The following is a 17,937-nucleotide window of genomic DNA, read 5'->3' as shown; positions in this document are numbered from 1 at the left end:
CATTCAGTCTGTCAGTCCCAGCGATGCTTGGCGGCGGCGCCCATTTCTGCCCAGCAATCTTAGCGCCAGTTTGGGGAAGTATCTGGCTGCGAGATACGAGCCGAAGGCGCGCCAATTGAGTGGATCGAGCCGTAACGCCAAAGCTAGCAGGTCCGATGCGCTCCTCGGGTCGTTCAGCAAAAATCGTTGGTTTCCGAGCTTTCTCGCCCGCTCTGCCAGCCGTCGTGGAATGAGGCCAAGCAGTTGCGGCTGGTTCGACGCGGCCTTGAAGGCCACGAAAGCGTGGTGGGCCATCAGGTCCGGGCGTCCACCGGTGATCGAATTTTCATGATAGCGCTTATAGATCAGTGGTTCGTCGATCAGGGCGAACTTGGTCACGCTGGCCATGCGCATGCAGAAGTCGGTGTCTTCGAAAACCCGAAGCTGAGGATCGAAGCCGCCACACGCAGTATAGGCGCCGCGTCGTATCACGATGGTCGCGATGGCTTGCAGCTGCCGGTCATAGGATTCGATGTTGCGTCGCGCAGGATCGTTCTGGAGCTGCAAGTTGGTTTCGATGAAGGCAGCGGCAAAAGCATTGGCCATCGTCGCGGAAAAATTCGGGTCCCCGCTGAGATAGCTCACGTTCATGACCCGCGAGTTGGTGGTGCTCTGTTCGACGACCAGACCCAGGCGAAGCCTCTCGGCGATATAGTCTGTCAGGGGGCCGAATTCGGGGGACCATTCGAAGAACTTCGCGATATTCGGATCCTCTGCCAGCCCCGTGGTCTTGACGACTTCCTGCGCGACACGATCGCTCTTGAGGATGTCTTCCTGAGTCAGCAGATAGTCGGCGGACAATTGTTCGGCCACGGATAGCGGCCCGATCGTCTCGGGCGGACGCACGCCAGCGACGACCGATGCTGTCGATCGATAGATCGGACTCGTCGCGAACAGATAGATCGCGGCCAGGACCAGACCCAGCACGAAACATCCGGCGATCAGGTATTTGCGGACGAGGAGAGACTTGAGAAGATAGAGGAAGGGCATGTTCGCGAGCCTTAAAAGAGCCGGGCGCCAATGATGATCAGATCGTTGGGCCGCACCAGCTGATCGCCAGACACTTTGAAGGTTTCCTCGCCGTCGGCGCTCGCGCGCGTCACCTTGATGCTGTTGCGCGAACCTCGCGGAGTCGTTCCTCCGGCCAGGGCGAGGGCACGGGCGAAGGTCAGCCCCGGATCGATCGGAAATGTGCCTGCGTTGTTGACCTCGCCGATAATGAAGAACTTGCTCGCTTCGTTGACGATCAGCGTGTCCTTGGGCAGGAGCGCGAGATCGACGGCGCCCGACAGGATGTCGTCGGCCGCAATCGTCTGTTGACCGCCATCTGCGTGGATCAGTTCGACGTTGCCGCCACCGACCCCGAGCTCGGCGCCGGATCGCGCCAGCATTTCGCTCATTTTCACGGTGGCGCGATCCAACGGATATTCGCCGGGCTTCGATACGTGTCCAAGCACTGAAACCGTGTTGCTGCGATAAGTCTGCACCAGCACGTTGACCACCGGGTCGCGGAAGATCCCGCTCGCTTGCAAGCGTCGGGCAACCAGATCGGAAATCTGGGTCGCGCTCAGTCCGGCGACTTGCACTTTGCCCAGCATGCTGAGCGCGATTGCCCCGTCCTCACCCACTTCGACGACCGTCGAATAGTCGGGAGCCCGATAGACCGAGACATTCAGGATATCGCCGGTGCCGACGCGGTAGCCGCTGGCCTGCGTCGTGTCCGTCGTCTCCGTCGCCTCGGTTCTAGCCGCGTCGGCTGCGCCGGCTGCGAATACTTCGGGTGCGCTTGCCATAAGCAACAGACCGAACAGGATCATCATGAGGCGCATCATTTTTGCGCCACGCTGGGCATGCCGAGGATCGATTTGAGCGTATCGCTCACGATCGCGACCTTGCGGTCGTCTCGTTCCTTCTTGACGGCCGCTTTGACGAGCTTGGCATTACGCTCCTGGAGAAGCCCCGCGGTCACAGCCGGTCTCGCTTCTTCGAACGGCAGGGGATCTTCGGCGAGTTCCCGGATGAGGCCCAGATGGACTTGTCCGACGGTCTGATAGACGACCTGGCTGCCGACCGAGAGGCGCGGCACATTCGCGGTTGCGGGGCCGACGATGTCATCGCTGAAGCGCACGACCGTGATCGGCGCGGGCCGTGAGCGGAAACCGGGTGTCTCCCCCAGATCACTGAGACCTGCGAAGCCGTCTTTCTCGAATGCGGTGAGATAGTCGCGGATGTTGGGCAAGTCGGACTTCAGAACCACTTCGGAAACGACGAAGCGTTTCCGACCGGCGAACTGAAGGGGGTGGTCTTGGTAGTATTGGCGCAGGTCCTGCTCGCTGGGCTTGTATGTCCCGCCCGTGAGCTGCTGCACGAAGGCCTTGGCCAGAATGGACCGCTTCGCGGCCTGAAGTTCCTGCGCGACGCTCGACGTCTTGTCGAGGTCGGAACTCATCGCTCTATCCGCCAATAACTTTTCGTCGATCAGGGCTTCGAGGATCGCCTTGCGCATCGGCTGAACCGCTTCCGCGGTCACGGCCGGCGACTGGCGAAGCGCCTGGTCGTATTCGTGAATCGTCAGCTCGAAATCATTGCCTTCCGCGACAACTTGCTCGGAGGGCTGGGACGATCCCGCACAACCGGCCAAAGACACCGCAGAAACCAGGCTAGATAGTAATACCAATCGAAAGCGCGAAAACTTCGAGATCATCACTGGTCCGCCAACTATGCCAACTATGAAGAAAATACTTGGTCATTCCGGAACTCATGCTTGGCATGAGTTCCGGAATGCGTACTTCGGTGCGACAAGCAGCGAAGGCAGTCAGGCTAGGGCCAGCTTCGGACCCCGGTCCTTCTTGGGAGCCGAACGACGGCGACGCCATGCGATCGCGCCGGCCCCGACAAGCGCGGGCAAGAGGGCGGCAGGACCGGGAACGGGCGCTGCCGCATCGGCGAGCAAGGTCAGTCCATAAGCGCCGCCCAGGACCGGGTTGATCGCAGTACCGTTGACGGTGATGTAATAATCGCCCGCTGCAAGGCTGGTAAAGGTTTGGGATGAATCGCCGGTCAGGTTGCCGATGAAAGTACCGCCGCCCGAGAACAACGTCGCGGACACGGAACTCAAGCCAAACTGCAGCATGCCAACTTTGATGGTTGGAATAGCCGTGAGGGCTGTCCCGAGGTCATCCAGACATCCGGGGGGCTTTCGATGAACGTCCATGGAGAGAGGTATCGGGTCCCGGTCGAAAACGGCTGGGTCGGTATCTTGTGGGTGCTCGCCTACCTCGGCTGCTGCGTGGCGTGTGTGGGGAGGGCCATCGTCGCGAAAGGGGGGCTGCAAGCCGGAAGTAAGGATCGCGCCCCGGCTTACGCGTTCGTAATGCTCGTGTCGTATGCCTATAGCGAAGCGCTCGACAGCACGATGTTGCTGCTGATCCTGATCGTGGGTTTCTGGGCGGCAGCGATAGGCGAACGCGCCCCGTTGTCGTCTGATCGGCGCAGGAGACTTCCAGGTGAGCGCACATCTCGCCGCAATCCACTCGTCGCATGAACGAGATGGCGCGGACCGTTGCCGTTGCTCCGGGCCAGACGAGCGTGCCGATCGCCTATCTCTACGGACAGGAATTGCCCAATACCTCGGCAAATTCCGGTGCGGTGCTGGATCTTTGCGCGTCGCTCGCGGCCCTCGGACATCCGGTTACGGTCTTCTATCGCAACGGAAGCGAGAGCACGATCCGGCGACTCTACGGGGTGCCGCAATCCGTAGCGCTGCGGCCCTTGAAGACGGTGTCCGGTCCTGCGCAACAAGCGTTCTGGGCGTGGCAAGTGCGGCGCAGGGCTCCGCGATCGATCCTGATCGCACGACTTGGCCCTTGCGCGATCCTTTCAGCCGCACTGCGCATGCCCGCCATCTTCGAGATGCATCAAGACTGTTCGACCATAAGGAACTGGAAGCATTGGAAGCGGCTGCTGGCATTGGTCCACGCGCGGCACCTTTCGATCGCCGTGCTGACGCAAGCTCTGGACGATCAACTCGATTCCGATTTGCGGGCACGATCGGGCCGAATCCGGGTCATTCCCAGCGCGGGGGCGGACTTTGCCGCTTGCGAGCCGCCGAAACCCGCATTTGATGTAGGCTATGTCGGCAGTTTCATGCCGGGCAAGGGCATCGAAAAGGTACTCGAAATTGCCAGGGAGCTGCGTGAAGCGACTTTCGTCATTTATGGCGATCCCGCGCGAAACCGCCAAATTTCCGCGCATTTCGAAGCGCTCGATAATGTCACGCTGGCGGGTTTCGTCCCCCGAACCGAAGTGGGGAGCGCGCTCCGCAGCTTCCGGGTCGGTCTGGCCCCCTACGCCTCGAGCGGATTTGGGGGAGATTCCATGGCGTTCGTGTCGTCATCGTCGATGAGCTCGTTGAAGCTGGTCGAATACATGTCTGCCGGATGTGTCATCGTCGCCTCGCGTATTCCAGCCGTGGAGACGACCGTGCGCGATGGGCGCGAAGCCCTGCTGGTCGATGAGGCCGACACACAGGCCTGGGTCGAAGCGGTGCGGCGAGTGCTGCGGCATCCCGACTTCGCCGAGGAGCTGTGTGGGAATGCCCGGCAGCGCTTCCTCGATCAGTTCAGCTTTCAGGAACGCGCGTCACGCTTTTCCGACCTGGCGATGCGCCTTGCCGCCAATCGCCGGGTCGAGAAGGCGCGGTAGGAGCTTCACCGAAAGACTGCCAAATCGGCAACAATAGAGGTGAGTGCGCACGCCGACGCCGAAAACCAAGCGGTCGAGCGAAGTCTGCAAACGCTCGAGCCCTGCTCGAACAATCCGCGGACTTATCTTCGCAGCGCGTGAGTCGCGGGGGCGTGGACCGCGTAAAGACTCGCCCAATTCGTGTGGCTCATGGCGGTAGCCGGCTTCAGTACGACCCGCGTTGCCGCAAGACGCAGGGGATCGTGAACAGGAGAATCTTGGTGTTCAGCGCGACCGAATAGGAGCGCGTATAGACCACATCGAAAGCGACGCGCCGCCGATAGGAAACATCGCTGCGTCCGCTGACTTGCCAGAGGCCCGTGATCCCAGGGCGCACTCGGCAGTAATGCACGAAGTACCGACCGTAGCGCGAAATTTCGTCCGCCACGATCGGGCGTGGGCCGACCAGGCTCATGTCGCCTTTCAGGACGTTGAGGAGCTGGGGCAGTTCGTCGAGGCTGGTCTTGCGCAGTATGGCGCCGATCCTCGTGATCCGCGGATCGTCCCTGAGCTTCTGATTGAGCGACCATTCCTGACGCGCAAGCGGATCGGTGGCGAGCAGCCGTTCCAGTCGTTCTCTGGCATCGACGGCCATACTTCTGAATTTCAGACAGTAAAACGGCTTTCCGCCGTGGCCGATACGTCTGTGCGCGAATAACACCGGACCCGGATCGGTGACGAGGATTAGTAATCCGATGATGAGGAACAAGGGAAGGAAAAACAGGAGCGCGATGAGCGCGACGGAAATGTCCAGGATGCGCAGAACGATCGCGCTCACCGGGTTGGGCTCGCGATACCCGGCAAAGTGAGCGGGGCTGGTGCCGACTTCGCTGTCTAAAGCAGCCGACAGGGGCAATCGGACATCGCAAGTTACCCAACCGGACTCTGCCGAGTTCAGCGGTTGTGATTGCATCTTGGCCCTCCTCCTGAATCACGCACCTGCAATATACAGTCTCGGGGAGGGGCGAATAGTAGAGTTAACACGTAATAAGTATTGAGGAACGATATTGGGCGTGTATTCGAAGTAATGTATCAGGAATGGACTGCCGCCACCTGCGCCGCCGTCCCGCAGATACACGCGGAATCGCTGATAAAGTGCACCTTCTAAGAGGTTGATTTCCTGCTTAAAACAGAGACAGGAGCGCGTAGACCAAGGCCCATGAGCCAAGCGCGGAACCCGTAATCACAATTAATCGTATCCACATCGGATACTTGTCCGATTGGCTTTCGTCGTCCCCCATGTCGGGCGCTTCCGCAACCGCGAAGCCGCGTCGCGGCGGACGCGTCGGCTCGTCGTCGCGGGACCCCGCGGACTTGGATGCGGACGGATCGGACGAGGCGTCGGATAAGGTCAAGATGCGATACATCGGAGGGTATCTCAGGCTTCGTCAACGAAAATCGGAGTCTTACGTGCCTCTGATACAGCTGGAACGTTAAGTACGCGTGGCGGGGTTCATAGGTAGATTCGAGTAAGGCGCTGCGCGCTTCCCTCTCACTCGCAAAGGCTCGAGATTACTCCGGCGTCGTCGTCGCCGTTGCATTCGTCGTCGCCTGATCGCCACCAAGCACGCGGTAGACGGTCACCCGATTGGCGGCCAGAGCAAAGCGGACCGCGACTTCTGCGCGCCGTGCCGCGTAGAGGCTGCGCTGCGCATCGAGGCTCAGCAAGTAGCTGTCGACACCGCCCCGATAGCGCGCTTCGGCAAGGCGCGCGGTATCGGCTGCCGCCTCGGTCGCGGCATCGGCTGCGCGCAAGCGTGCGTCGAGCGTCCCTTGGTCGGCCAGCGCATCGGCGACTTCGCGAAACGCGGTCTGGATCGTGCGTTCGTAAGTGGCGAGGGCCGCGGCACGCTGCGCCTCGGTCAGATCGACATTGGCGGCGCGCCTGCCGCCATCGAAAAGCGGGGCGGTGAGGTTCGCCCCGGCGGTGTAGCTGAAGGCATCGCCATCGAAGAGCGAAGACAGCGAGTCGCTCGCCAATCCCAGCAGGCCGGTGAGCGAGATCGCGGGAAACAGCTGGGCCCGGGCCACACCGATATCGAAGTCCGCCCCGCGCAGCCGGTATTCGGCTTCGATCACGTCGGGGCGCCGCAGCAGGATTTCCGAGCGGGTGCCGGCAGCAAGCGGCTGCACTGCCGCATTCACTTCGGCCATGCTCGTGGGCAAGAGCGCGGGATTGACCTCGGCGCCGACCAGCAGCCGCACGAGATTCTTGTCCTGCGCGATGAGCGCGGTCTGCTCGGCAACGTCGCCTTGCGCGGTCAGCAGCACTTGTTCTGCCTGGCGCAGATCGGTGCGCGGCGCGACGCCTCCTTCGAGGCGCTTGCGAGTCAGTTCGACCGAACGCTGCGCGTTTGCGGCCGTGGCCTGCGCAATGCGTAGCAGCTCCACATCGGCGGCATGCCGGGCCCAAGCTTGCGCCAGGTCGGCGACGAGACCGAGCCGAACCGTGCGTGCCGCCGCCTCGGTTGCGAGCGCGCGCTCGCGCTCGGCCTGAGTCGCATTGGCGAGCCTGCCGAACAGATCGAGTTCGAAGTTGGAAACGCCGCCTTGCAGGGCATAATTCATGCCGCCTCTGCCGAACCCGCCGGCTCCGCCGTTGCCGACATTCCCGCCGACGCCGCCACCGGTCGCGGGAACGCCCGAGCCGCCGACACCGCGATACGTCGTCCCGGCAGAGACGCCGACCTCGGGAAACTGAGCGCCCCGCGTCGCGCGGACTTGCGCCCTTGCGGCTGCGATGTTGGCAGCCGCCAGGCGCAGATCGCGGTTGTTGATCAGAGCCTGTTCGACCAGCGTCTGCAGACGGGGATCGGTGAAGACCTGTTCGTAGGACAGGATCGGCAGCGAATCTTCTGCCTGCGCGAGATAGGCATCCCCGACCGGCCAGGACGGCGGCACCGGCGGCTCGGGCAGAGCAGTGCGCGGAGCGAGCGAGCATGCGCCCAGCGCCATCGGCAGCGCCAGCGCGGCAAGCAGGTGCGACGCGCGCCTCACGCCGGCTTCTCCCTTTCGTCGGCCTCGTCGGCGGAAGACCCTCCAAGTCGGTCGCGGGCGGCCTTCATGCCGTCACGCACGCTGCGCCGGACGATCACGAAGAACAGGGGGATATAGAAGATCGCCAGCAGCGTGGCGGTCAGCATCCCGCCCACGACTGCGGTACCGATGGCGAGGCGGCTGTTGGCCCCCGCGCCGGAGGCGACGGCGAGCGGCAGAGTGCCGAAGATGAACGCGAAGCTCGTCATGAGGATCGGACGCAGGCGGATGCGCGCCGCTTCGAGCGCGGCGTCGATCACGCGCTTGCCTTGCCGCTCGGCCTGTTCGGCAAATTCGATCATCAGGATGGCGTTCTTGGCCGCAAGGCCCATCGTGGTGAGCAGCCCGATCTGCAAGTAGACGTCGTTTTCCAGACCGCGCAGGCTCACAGCGACGATCGCCCCGACCAGCCCCAGCGGAATGACCAGCAACACCGCGATCGGGATCGTCCAGCTTTCGTACAGGGCCGCGAGGCAGAGGAAGACGACGAGGATCGAGAGCGCATAGAGCAGCGGCGCCTGGCTCGAGGATGCCTGTTGTTCATAGGACGAACCCGACCAGGCTACGCTTGCCCCCGGGATCTCGCGTGCGAGTTCAGCAATCCGGTCCATCGCCGTGCCCGAGCTGACCCCGCTCGCGGCCTGGCCCGAGATCTCGAACGACGAAACGCCGTTGAAGCGCGAGGTCGAGCTCGGCACGGTCGACCACTCTACGTCGCTGAAGGTCGAGAAGGGCGACATCTGCCCGCTGCTGCCGCGCACATACCACTGTTTGATGTCTTCGGGGCTGGCGCGGAACGGCGCGTCGCCCTGGACATAGACTGGCTTGATCCGGCCCTTGTCGATGAAGTCGTTGACGTAACGGCCGCCCCACGCCGAGGAGAGAGTCGTATTCACGTCAGCGACGGAAAGCCCGAACGCCTGCAGGCGATGGGGATCGACATCGAGCTTGAGCGTGGAAACATCGGGCAGGTCGCCCAGGCGCACGCCTTGCAGGTTCGGATCGGCATTGGCTTTCTCGAGCAACTGATCGCGCGCTTCGACGAAAGTCTCGCGGTCCATGCCTTGTGCGTTCTGAAGCTCCATGGTGAAGCCTGCGGAATTGCCGAGGCCGCGAACCGCGCCGGGCACGAGCGCATAGACTTGCGCATCGCGCAGTCCGGCGAACGCCGCTCCGGCCCGATCGGCGATGGCTTGCGCGGATTGCCCCTCGCCGTGACGCTCGCTCCAGTCCTTGAGGCGAATGAAGGCCTGCCCCGTGTTCTGTCCGCTCGCGCCGAAGCCGCCTCCGGCCAGAGTGAAGAGCGCCTCGACGGTGTCCGCTTCATGCTCGCTGAAGTACCGCTCCACCGCGAGCTGCACTTTTTCGGTGCGCTCCAGCGTGGCGCCGGCGGGCAGGCGATACTGCACGATGATCAGGCCCTGATCCTCGTTCGGAATGAAACCCGTCGGCAGCCGGAAGAACAGCGCGGCAAGAAGGACGACGATACCAACGTAGATGGCGAGAAACAGCCATTTGCGTTCGACGATCGCGGCAACCCAGCCAACGTACCGTTCCGTGCCGCGCTCGAAGCCGCGGTTGAACCCGTTGCGGAACCGTTCGGCGCGATCCGCGATCCACGGTGCGCGGCGTTCGAGCAAACCCGGCCCTTCCTGTTCCTGCGCCTTCGACTTGAGCATCGTCGCGGTCAGGGCAGGGCTCAGGATCAGCGCGACCAGCACCGACAGCACCATCGCCGAGATGATCGTCAGCGAGAACTGGCGGTAGATCACCCCGGTGGAGCCGCCGAAAAAGCTCATCGGCAGGAACACGGCCGACAAGACGAGGGCGATAGCCACCAGCGCGACAGAGATCTCCTTCATCGATTCGATCGTGGCTTCGCGCGGCGTCATCTCGGGATTCTCATCGAGCAGGCGCTCGACGTTCTCGACCACGACGATCGCGTCGTCGACCAGCAGCCCGATGGCCAGAACCAGGCCGAACAGCGTCATCGTGTTGACCGAGAAACCGGCGATATAGAAGACCCCGAAAGTGCCCAGCAGCACCACCGGCACGGCGATCGCGGGGATCAGCGTCGCGCGCCAGCTTTGCAGGAACACGAACATCACGAGCACCACCAGAACGATGGCGACGATCAGCGTTTCCTCCACTTCCGCGACCGAAAGCTTGATGAAATCGGTGGAATCGCTGCCGTACGTGAATTCGAGCCCTTCCGGCAGGTTGCGCGACAGCCGGGTCATCTCGGTCTTGACCGCTTCTGCCGTGCGCAGGGCGTCCGCACCCGGTGCGAGCGAGATCGCGACGCCGGCCCCCGCGTGGCCATTGAGCCGTGACGAAACGCTGTAGCTCTCGGCGCCGATCTCGACCCGCGCGACGTCGCGGATGCTGACGCTCGAGCCATTCGGCTGGGTTTTGAGGACGATCGCGCCGAACTGCTCCGGCGTTTGCATCAGCGATTGCGCGGTCAGAGTCGCGTTGAGCATCTGACCTTCGGGCGCGGGGGTCCCGCCGACTTCGCCGGCGGCGACTTCGGTATTTTGCGCTCGTATCGCGGAGATGACGTCACCCGGCATCAGCTTGGCGGCCGCCAGCTTGCGCGGGTCGAGCCAGATCCGCATCGCATGGCCAGCGCCATAGATGTTCACTTCGCCGACTCCGTCGACGCGCGACAGCGGATCCTGCACGTTGGATGCGAGATAGTCCGCCACGTCGGTATTCGATCGCGTGTCGGTGGTATCGTAGACGGCCACGAGCATGAGCTGATCGGGATTGGACTTGGTCACCCGCACGCCCTGATCCTGCACCGACTGGGGCAGGCGCGAGATGGCAGACTGGATCTGGTTCTGCACCTGAACTTGCGCAATGTCCGGATCGGTGCCCTTGGCGAAAACGGCGGTGATCGTGGCGCGGCCGCGATTGGTGCTCTGCGAGCTGAAATAGAGCAGGCCGTCGAGCCCGGTGAGCTGCTGCTCGAGGATCTGGGTGACGCTGTTCTCTATGGTCTCGGCGGAGGCGCCGGGATAGTTCGCCCGGATATTGACCTGCGTCGGCGCGATATCGGGGTACTGCTCGTTCGGCAGCAGCATCAGCGCCCCGACACCGACCAGCATCACGATAATGGCAATGACCCACGCGAAGATCGGGCGATCGATGAAAATGCGTGACATGATCGATCAGCGGGCCCCGCCGGGCGCCTTCGCTTCGGTACCGGCCGGCGGCGGCGCGACTTTCTGGGGCGAGGATGCCGCCACCGGCTTGATCGTCGCGCCGCTCTTGAGGTCGTTGAGACCCTGAACGATAACCTTGTCCCCGCGCGCGAGACCCTTCGTCACTACCCATGATTGCCCGACGGCCCTTGCGGTTTCGACCTTGCGCCGCACCGCCTTGTTGTCGGGGCCGACCAGCATAACGAAAGCGCTGCCGTCGAAATCGCGCTGTACCGCCTGCTGCGGCACCAGGATCGCATTGGACTCGATGGCCTGATTGAATGTCGCGCTCACGAACATGCCGGGCAGGAGCAGGCCCTCGGGGTTGGGAAAGCGGGCCCGCAGAGTGACCGTTCCGGTCTCCTCGTCGACCGTGACTTCCGAGAACTGCACGGTGCCTGGCAACGCGTATTCGCTGCCGTCGTCGAGGAGCAATCGCACGTCGGTCGATCCACTCGCGACGCCGCCGCCGGCAAGCCGCCGGCGCAAATTTACGAGTTCGGCGGCCGACTGCTGCATGTCGACATAGATCGGATCGGTGCGTTGGATCACTGCCAGCGGCGTTTCCTGGCTCGCGTTGGCGAGCCCGCCGACAGTCACCAGCGAACGGCCAATTCGCCCGCTGATGGGGGCGGGCACGGTGGTGAAGCGCAGATTGATCTTAGCCGTATCGAGCGTCGCGGCATTCTGTTGCACCGATGAGCGGGCGACCCGCGCCTGAGCCGCCGCGTCGGTATAGTCCTGCTGGGCGATCGCTTCCATTTCGGCGAGCGGACGGTAGCGATTGGCTTTGGCGGACGCCGCTTCTGCCGACGCCCGCGCGCTTGCAAGGTTGGCCTGCGCCTGATTGACCGCCGCGCGATAGAGGCTGGGATCGATCTGGAACAACGGCTGGCCGGCCCGGACGTAGCCGCCCTCAGTGAACAGGCGCTTGCGAATGACTCCGCTGACTTGCGGACGCACTTCGCTGGTCTCGAACGCGACGGTCCGCCCGTCGAGCTTCACCGTGAGGGGAACGGCCTGCGTCTTGACCGTTATGAACCCGACAGTGGTCGGCGGTCGCTGGCCTACCTCGCTTTGGCCGGAGCCGGATCCGCAGGCGCCGAGAGTGAGCAGCAAGGCAGCGCTTGCGAGCGCAGGAAGTCCCAAGAGCGCCGTGAACGGCCGGAAGTTTCGCGTGAGCAAAATGCGCCTCAATGTAACGTAAGCGCGCCTTTCGGACGAAACAGGCGCCGCGGCAAGAGTGCAATGGTGCAGCGCGACAAACTTCGATAAACGGGGCAGAGTGGTTTCGGTGGACCACCGGACCACCTACCTATCTCCCTTGAGAAATGCAGACCGAAACCAGGGTAGCCATGTCTTGACCATCGCGCTCATCAGCCACACCGCTTGCCTCGCACACGATACCGGTGCGGGACATCCCGAAAGGCCGGAGCGGCTGACGGCGGTGCTCGATGCGCTCGACGAGCGCAGTTTTCCCGCGCTTGCACGGCACAATGCGCCGCTTGCGGACGAGCAGGCGCTGCTTGCGGTCCACGATCCCGCCCATGTCTCGGCCATCCTTTCCCTTGATGTGCGCGAGGATGAGTTGCGCGCGCTCGATGCCGATACGATCGTGAGCGCGGGTAGCCGCGAAGCGGCCCTGCGCGCAGCGGGCGGAGCGATGCGCGGCGTCGATCTGGTGATGGACGGAACGGTCCGTGGCGCGTTCGTCGCCGTTCGACCGCCCGGTCACCACGCGACACCCGATCGCGCGATGGGATTCTGCCTGATCAACAATGTCGCTGTTGCCGTGCAACACGCGCGCCGCGCCTACGGTCTGGAGCGTATCGCGGTGGCCGATTTCGACGTTCATCATGGCAATGGCACGCAGGACATCGTCTGGGCCGAGCCTGGCACGCTGTTCCTCTCGAGCCATCAGTCGCCGTGCTATCCCGGAACGGGCGAGCGGCACGAGCGTGGCGCTCATAGCAATATCGTCAATGCTCCGCTGCCGCCCGGCAGCGGCAGCGACGCTTTCCGCCATGCCTGGCGCGACGTGCTGCTGCCGGCGCTCGACGATTTCGCCCCGCAATTGCTGATCGTGTCCGCCGGGTTCGACGCGCACCGCGCGGATCCCCTGGCGCAGCTCTCGCTCGACGAAGCGGATTTTTCCTGGATCACGCGCGAGCTGGTCGCGACTATGGCGCGGCACGCGCCCGGCCGAATCGTCTCGCTGCTGGAAGGCGGCTACGATCTTGCGGCTCTGGCCGCGAGCGCAGCCGCGCATGTGCAAGCGCTGGAAAGCGCGACCTAGACGCCTCGTCCCCTCTTCCGCCCGGCCGATCCCGCACCGCTTGCCCCGGGAACGATTCGGCGCGACGGGCGTCCTCGATAAGCGCAGGCACCAAACGAGAGCCTGCCATGGAGCCTTACTCTGACTGCCGTTTCCCTTCCGTATTATCGCCAGCCTTTGGTCGTGGCCCTGGCCGGAGCAGTTCTGCTGCTCGTCCTGTTCCAGTTGGCGGGGTGGTATTCGGGATTGCTGACGGGGCGGATGGCGGATGAGGCGGTGGCGGATCCGGCCAAGGTCGCTCGGCTTCCCGCAGCGCCGCAGGACATCGAACGCCATGGCGAAGCCGCCAAGACCGTGCTTGCGCCCGACGATGCCCGCGCTCGCAACGAAGCCGTCGCCTTCGATCCGCGCAAGGGCGAGGCGGCCGCGCCGTTCGCGTTTCGCGGTTCCGAGGTGGATCGGATGCGCGCACGCGAGTGTCTCGCGACCGCGGTACTCTACGAAGCGGGCGACGATACCGTGGGCGAGGCGGCAGTGGCGCAAGTCGTGCTCAACCGCGTGCGCCATGCGGCTTTTCCGCGCACGGTGTGCGGCGTCGTCTATCAGGGCGCCGAGCGTACGACCGGCTGCCAGTTCACGTTCACCTGCGATGGCTCGCTGCGCCGGCGCATGTCCGAAGCCGCCTGGCAGCGCGCGCGCGACGTAGCCGAAAAGGCGCTCTCGGGGCACGTCGAGGAAAGCGTCGGCCTTGCGACGCACTACCACACCAATTGGGTCTATCCCTACTGGAGCCCCAGCCTGCGCAAGCTGGGGCAAGTCGGCACGCATCTGTTCTTTGGCTGGCCCGGGAGCTGGGGCGGAGCGAAAGCCTTCCGGCGGCCCTATCTCGGCAGCGAGGCACCGGTTTCGATTGCGGCGCCGGGCGTGAGCACCACAGACGATGCGGCTGCAATCACCGCGATTGACCCCGGCGCGCCCAAGATCCTCGGCTTGCCGCAGGCTCCGGCGAAACTGCCCGCGGGCATGGGCAATGTTCCGCTTTACGGCAATCGGCTCAAGCTGGTCGGCTACGACGGGCACTCGTTCGGCCTGCTCGCGCCCGCGGGGCAATCGGCAGCCAAGCTCGTCAACGCGGCACTCGCGCTTTGCGCCGATCCCGGTCCGTGCCGGGTCAACGCCTGGGGCAACGAGGACGACGTTCCGGGTGAATTCCCGATCTCGGCCGGCAGCAGGGCGATGATGGTGTTCGAGTACGAGCGCAGCGGCGGCGGCACCACGATCCGCTTCGACTGCACCCGCTTCCCCAACCGCGACACCAGCAAGTGCCTGAAGGCCGCTACCGAAGTTCCCGAGGTTCTTGCCGGTATCCGCTTCAAGAAGGACCGGCCGTCGTCCAGCGGCTCGGACATGGACGCTTCGGTGCCGGAATGACGCCGGGGTTCAGGCCATGGCCTTGGTCTGGAAGCTTTCCCAGCGCCCGTTGACGATCTTGCGGGCCGCGTCTCCGGCCGGGATCGGACGCGAGACGAGGAAGCCCTGGATCTGGTGGCAGCCCTCCAGCATCAGCCGGTCGAGCTGCTCCTGTGTCTCGACGCCTTCGGCCACGACCGTCGTGCTCAGCATGGTCGACATCTGCAGCACCGAGCGCATGACTTGCCAGGTGCGCTCGTCGTCGAGCCGAATGAAGCTGCGATCGATCTTGATCGTGTCGAAGGTGAAACGCGTGAGATAGCTGAGCGAGGAATAGCCGGTCCCGAAATCATCGAGCGCGACCCGCACGCCCATCGCCCGCAGCGCGTCCAGTGTCCGTATCGCGGTACGATCGTCGTCGATCAGCACACTTTCGGTGATTTCCAGCTCGAGCCGTTCCGCAGGAAGGCCCGAGGAGCGCAGAGCCTCCGATACCGTCGCGATGAGCTGGGGATCGTGGAACTGTCGCGTGCTCACGTTCACGCTGACGGGAAGACCGCCGAGAACCTCGCTGGCGGTGTGGCAGGCTTCGCGGATGACCCAGGCCCCCATCGGGATGATATGGCCCGAATCCTCTGCGATCGGGATGAAGTCTTCCGGGCGAACGAGCGTGCCGCTTCTGGTCCAGCGAAGCAGCGCCTCGAACCCGGCAATGGCGCCGGACTCCAGGTCGATGCGAGGCTGATATTCGAGATGGAGCTCGCCGCGTTCCACGGCCATCGCGAGATCCTCCTCGAACTCCTGGCGCAGGCGGAAGATGCGTCCCATCTCGGCCTTGTAACGCTGGAAGCCGTTTCGTCCCCGGTTCTTGGTCGCATAGAGCGCAAAGTCGGCGCACTGCATCAGGGCGCTCGAATCGCTCGCGTCCACCGGGCTCAAGGCAAGGCCGATGCTTGCTCGTGGCTGGATCACTTGGCCATTGGGCAGCGCCAGCGGTTGCGAGATATTCTGGAGCACGCGGTAGGCGAGATCGAGAGCCTGGTTCGGGAACAGGATGTTGGTGTGGATGACGGCGAACTCGTCACCACCGAGCCGGGCGACGGTATCGCAGTCGCGCACGCCTGCCAGCAACCGCTCGGCCACGGCGCTAAGCACGATATCCCCGGCCGGGTGGCCATGCAGATCGTTGATATCCTTGAAGCGGTCGATGTCGACTAGCAGGAGCGCCGTCAACGTACCGAAGCGTTGCTTTTCCAGTGCCTGTTCGAGCCGCCGGTTGAACAGTTCGCGATTGGGCAAGTCGGTGAGCGGATCGTGCAGCGCGAGCCGGTAGATCTCGCGGCGTGCCTGGTCGCGTTCGCTCAGGTTGGTCATGCGCAGCACGACCACGGCATGGCCGTCGATCTCGATCTCCCTGAGGCGCAGTTCGATGGGAAACTTCTGGCCGTCCCGCGTGATCGCAGGCAGTTCGTGGACAGCGTCGGCCCCGGTTTCGAGCCAGTTGCGCAATTGCGGTTGCATCTCGGGTTCGATCAGGTCTTCGGGACGCGAGCCGACAAGCGCCTCGACCGTCGTCGCGAAGAGCGCCGCCGCCGAGGAATTCGCGGACCGGATGAGGCCATCGTAGACGAGGAATATACCCTCAGACGCGACTTCGCCGAAGGCTTCGAGCCGTTGCACTTCTTCCGCCGAACGATTTGAAAGCACTTGCTTGGCACGATCCGACTCGGCTTGCTGCAGCTTGTCCATCAGGCTGTTCAGCGCCAGCGTGAGACCTTCGGCATCATCGCCCGCTTCCACCTTGAGGCGCTGGCTCGAAGGGCTGTCCTCCAGCATGAACTCGACCGCCGCTTGCAAGTGATCGGTCCCGAGCTTGGCGCCGTGTTCGGCCGCGTTGAGGCCGACGGCTTCTTCCTCGCCGGTGACGCGCAATGTCACGAAAGGGCGAATGGCCAGCGTCAGAGCCAGGCCGATCCCGAAAGCCCAGACGAAATTGATGGCACTGCCCTCGGCCTGAACGAGGACTTGCGCCAGGCGCGATCCGGCTGGCAGCACGTCGACGGGAGCAAGCAGGGCGAGGCCGATCGTGCCGATAACTCCCGAGACCGCGTGCACGCCGACGGCGCCGACGGCATCGTCGATGCGGAAGCGGGATTCCATCAGATAGTTCGCGCCATTGGCGCACACGCCGCCAAGGGCGCCGAGCAGGAGGGCCGCGTTGGGCGAGACCAGATGGCACCCGGCGGTGATCGCCACCAGTCCGCCGACGACCCCGTTGACCGCGCGTTCGGGAAGCATCGCTCCGCCGAACCACATCGTGCCGTAACCGACGACCCCGCCGGCTGCTCCGGCCAGGACGGTATTGAGAATGATCCCGGGCACCGCTGGCGAAGCGGCGAGAGTGGAACCGCCGTTGAACCCGACCCAGCCGATGAACAGGAACAGCGCCCCTGCCGAGGCGAGCACTGCACTGTGTCCGCTGAAGCGGATCGCCGGGCCGTGGGTAAAGCGTCCATCACGCGCGCCAAGCACGATGCAGGCGGCCAAGGCAAACCAGCCGCCGGTGGCGTGAACCACTGTGGAACCGGCGAAGTCGACGAAGCCCGCGTTCGCAAGGAACGCGCCTGAGGAAGGGCCAAGCGCGTCGCCCCAGGCCCAGTGCGTGAATACCGGATAGACGAGTCCGGCCACGAAGATGCACAATGTGATGTAGGCGCGAAGCCGCATGCGCTCGGCCACGGCACCCGACACGATCGTTGCGGCCGTGCCGCAGAACATGACCTGAAAGATGAAGAAAATCGCGTTTTCCCGGCTGATCGTATCGAGCGAGAAGAAGGACGGACTTGTCCCCACCGGCAGCCAGGTGGTGGCGGCACCGAAGGCCAGGCCAAACCCCACCGTCGCGAAGACGACGGTCGAGAAGGCGAAGTCGAGCAGGTTCTTCTGCGCCACGCTCACCGCGTTCTTGGTGCGCACCGAGCCGGACTCGAGCAACATGAAGCCGACCTGCATCATCATTACGAGCGTGGCCGCGATCAGAACCCAGACCATGTCGATCGTGGACGACAGGGATTGTATGCGATGGCCCAAATGCGCGGCGCCCACCGGATCCTGGGCGTCTGCGGCAGACGCCATGCCAATCACCGCAATGAAGCCGCCAAACCTGTATTTCATTTCGTGCGCCCCGCCTCTGAGCTCAGCCAGAACCACCCATTTGCGCGAAATTTC

The 17,937-nt window shown here is 63.9% G+C and carries 13 protein-coding genes; 4 read left to right on the top strand and 9 right to left on the bottom strand.

All coding sequences use genetic code 11. The features are described from left to right. Positions 1-3 precede the first annotated feature (3 nt). From GQO94_RS06795 to GQO94_RS06780, 4 genes are all read right to left on the bottom strand, one after another. Complete coding sequence (locus GQO94_RS06795; protein ID WP_156840407.1) at positions 4-1,029, bottom strand: Wzz/FepE/Etk N-terminal domain-containing protein; 1,026 nt, start codon at positions 1,027-1,029, stop codon at positions 4-6. Between the two features lie 11 nt (positions 1,030-1,040). Continuing rightward, positions 1,041-1,871: a polysaccharide biosynthesis/export family protein gene (locus GQO94_RS06790; protein WP_156840406.1), complete on the bottom strand. Its 831-nt coding sequence runs from the start codon at positions 1,869-1,871 to the stop codon at positions 1,041-1,043. Beyond that, positions 1,868-2,743: an EpsD family peptidyl-prolyl cis-trans isomerase gene (locus GQO94_RS06785; protein WP_156840405.1), complete on the bottom strand. Its 876-nt coding sequence runs from the start codon at positions 2,741-2,743 to the stop codon at positions 1,868-1,870. Before GQO94_RS06785 ends, GQO94_RS06790 begins: the two co-directional genes overlap by 4 nt. A 111-nt stretch (positions 2,744-2,854) precedes the next feature. Next, positions 2,855-3,172, bottom strand: a complete 318-nt coding sequence (locus GQO94_RS06780) for a PTPA-CTERM sorting domain-containing protein (RefSeq protein ID WP_198045850.1) — start codon at positions 3,170-3,172, stop codon at positions 2,855-2,857. Between the two features lie 69 nt (positions 3,173-3,241). On the opposite strand from GQO94_RS06780, the gene GQO94_RS06775 reads away from it, so the two are divergent. Further along, a complete protein-coding gene (locus GQO94_RS06775) occupies positions 3,242-3,583 on the top strand; it encodes a hypothetical protein (protein ID WP_156840403.1) in 342 nt (113 codons plus the stop codon). After that, positions 3,580-4,743 carry a glycosyltransferase family 4 protein gene (locus GQO94_RS06770; RefSeq protein ID WP_156840402.1) on the top strand — a complete coding sequence of 388 codons (1,164 nt, stop codon included), beginning with the start codon at positions 3,580-3,582 and terminating at the stop codon, positions 4,741-4,743. The genes GQO94_RS06775 and GQO94_RS06770 overlap by 4 nt, the downstream gene beginning before the upstream one ends. 205 nt (positions 4,744-4,948) lie before the next feature. Here GQO94_RS06770 and GQO94_RS06765 read toward each other — a convergent pair whose 3' ends face one another. From GQO94_RS06765 to GQO94_RS06750, 4 genes are all read right to left on the bottom strand, one after another. Beyond that, on the bottom strand, positions 4,949-5,695 hold the full coding sequence (locus GQO94_RS06765) for a sugar transferase (RefSeq protein ID WP_156840401.1): 747 nt from the start codon (positions 5,693-5,695) through the stop codon (positions 4,949-4,951). Positions 5,696-6,294: 599 nt separating this feature from the next. After that, positions 6,295-7,779 (bottom strand): efflux transporter outer membrane subunit, encoded by a 1,485-nt coding sequence (locus GQO94_RS06760; protein WP_332310834.1) that lies wholly within the window; start codon positions 7,777-7,779, stop codon positions 6,295-6,297. Beyond that, positions 7,776-10,985 carry an efflux RND transporter permease subunit gene (locus GQO94_RS06755; RefSeq protein WP_198045849.1) on the bottom strand — a complete coding sequence of 1,070 codons (3,210 nt, stop codon included), beginning with the start codon at positions 10,983-10,985 and terminating at the stop codon, positions 7,776-7,778. Before GQO94_RS06755 ends, GQO94_RS06760 begins: the two co-directional genes overlap by 4 nt. Before the next feature lie 6 nt (positions 10,986-10,991). Continuing rightward, the gene (locus GQO94_RS06750; protein WP_232332807.1) at positions 10,992-12,209 is read right to left on the bottom strand and encodes an efflux RND transporter periplasmic adaptor subunit; all 1,218 of its coding nucleotides are present in this window, start codon (positions 12,207-12,209) and stop codon (positions 10,992-10,994) included. A 175-nt stretch (positions 12,210-12,384) separates the two neighbouring features. Here GQO94_RS06750 and GQO94_RS06745 point away from each other — a divergent pair, with 175 nt between their 5' ends. Further along, the gene (locus tag GQO94_RS06745) at positions 12,385-13,320 is read left to right on the top strand and encodes a histone deacetylase family protein (RefSeq protein WP_156840399.1); all 936 of its coding nucleotides are present in this window, start codon (positions 12,385-12,387) and stop codon (positions 13,318-13,320) included. A 162-nt stretch (positions 13,321-13,482) separates the two neighbouring features. Then, a complete protein-coding gene (locus GQO94_RS06740) occupies positions 13,483-14,730 on the top strand; it encodes a cell wall hydrolase (RefSeq protein WP_232332806.1) in 1,248 nt (415 codons plus the stop codon). Positions 14,731-14,739: 9 nt separating this feature from the next. On the opposite strand, the gene amt is transcribed toward GQO94_RS06740, so the two are convergent. Further along, positions 14,740-17,883 carry an ammonium transporter gene (amt, locus tag GQO94_RS06735; RefSeq protein WP_156840398.1) on the bottom strand — a complete coding sequence of 1,048 codons (3,144 nt, stop codon included), beginning with the start codon at positions 17,881-17,883 and terminating at the stop codon, positions 14,740-14,742. Between the last annotated feature and the right edge of the window lie 54 nt (positions 17,884-17,937).

The organism is Novosphingobium aquimarinum (assembly GCF_009746585.1).
GTDB lineage: Bacteria > Pseudomonadota > Alphaproteobacteria > Sphingomonadales > Sphingomonadaceae > Novosphingobium > Novosphingobium aquimarinum.
This window is presented reverse-complemented; position numbering and strand designations above follow the sequence as displayed.

What these genes read in the sequence shown, in the direction of transcription:
- GQO94_RS06795 (WP_156840407.1), bottom strand. Translation starts at nt 1,029, where the DNA reads ATGCCCTTCCTCTATCTTCTCAAGTCTCTCCTCGTCCGCAAATACCTG.
- GQO94_RS06790 (WP_156840406.1), bottom strand. Translation starts at nt 1,871, where the DNA reads ATGATGCGCCTCATGATGATCCTGTTCGGTCTGTTGCTTATGGCAAGC.
- GQO94_RS06785 (WP_156840405.1), bottom strand. Translation starts at nt 2,743, where the DNA reads ATGATCTCGAAGTTTTCGCGCTTTCGATTGGTATTACTATCTAGCCTG.
- GQO94_RS06780 (WP_198045850.1), bottom strand. Translation starts at nt 3,172, where the DNA reads ATGCTGCAGTTTGGCTTGAGTTCCGTGTCCGCGACGTTGTTCTCGGGC.
- GQO94_RS06775 (WP_156840403.1), top strand. Translation starts at nt 3,242, where the DNA reads ATGAACGTCCATGGAGAGAGGTATCGGGTCCCGGTCGAAAACGGCTGG.
- GQO94_RS06770 (WP_156840402.1), top strand. Translation starts at nt 3,580, where the DNA reads ATGAACGAGATGGCGCGGACCGTTGCCGTTGCTCCGGGCCAGACGAGC.
- GQO94_RS06765 (WP_156840401.1), bottom strand. Translation starts at nt 5,695, where the DNA reads ATGCAATCACAACCGCTGAACTCGGCAGAGTCCGGTTGGGTAACTTGC.
- GQO94_RS06755 (WP_198045849.1), bottom strand. Translation starts at nt 10,985, where the DNA reads ATGTCACGCATTTTCATCGATCGCCCGATCTTCGCGTGGGTCATTGCC.
- amt (WP_156840398.1), bottom strand. Translation starts at nt 17,883, where the DNA reads ATGAAATACAGGTTTGGCGGCTTCATTGCGGTGATTGGCATGGCGTCT.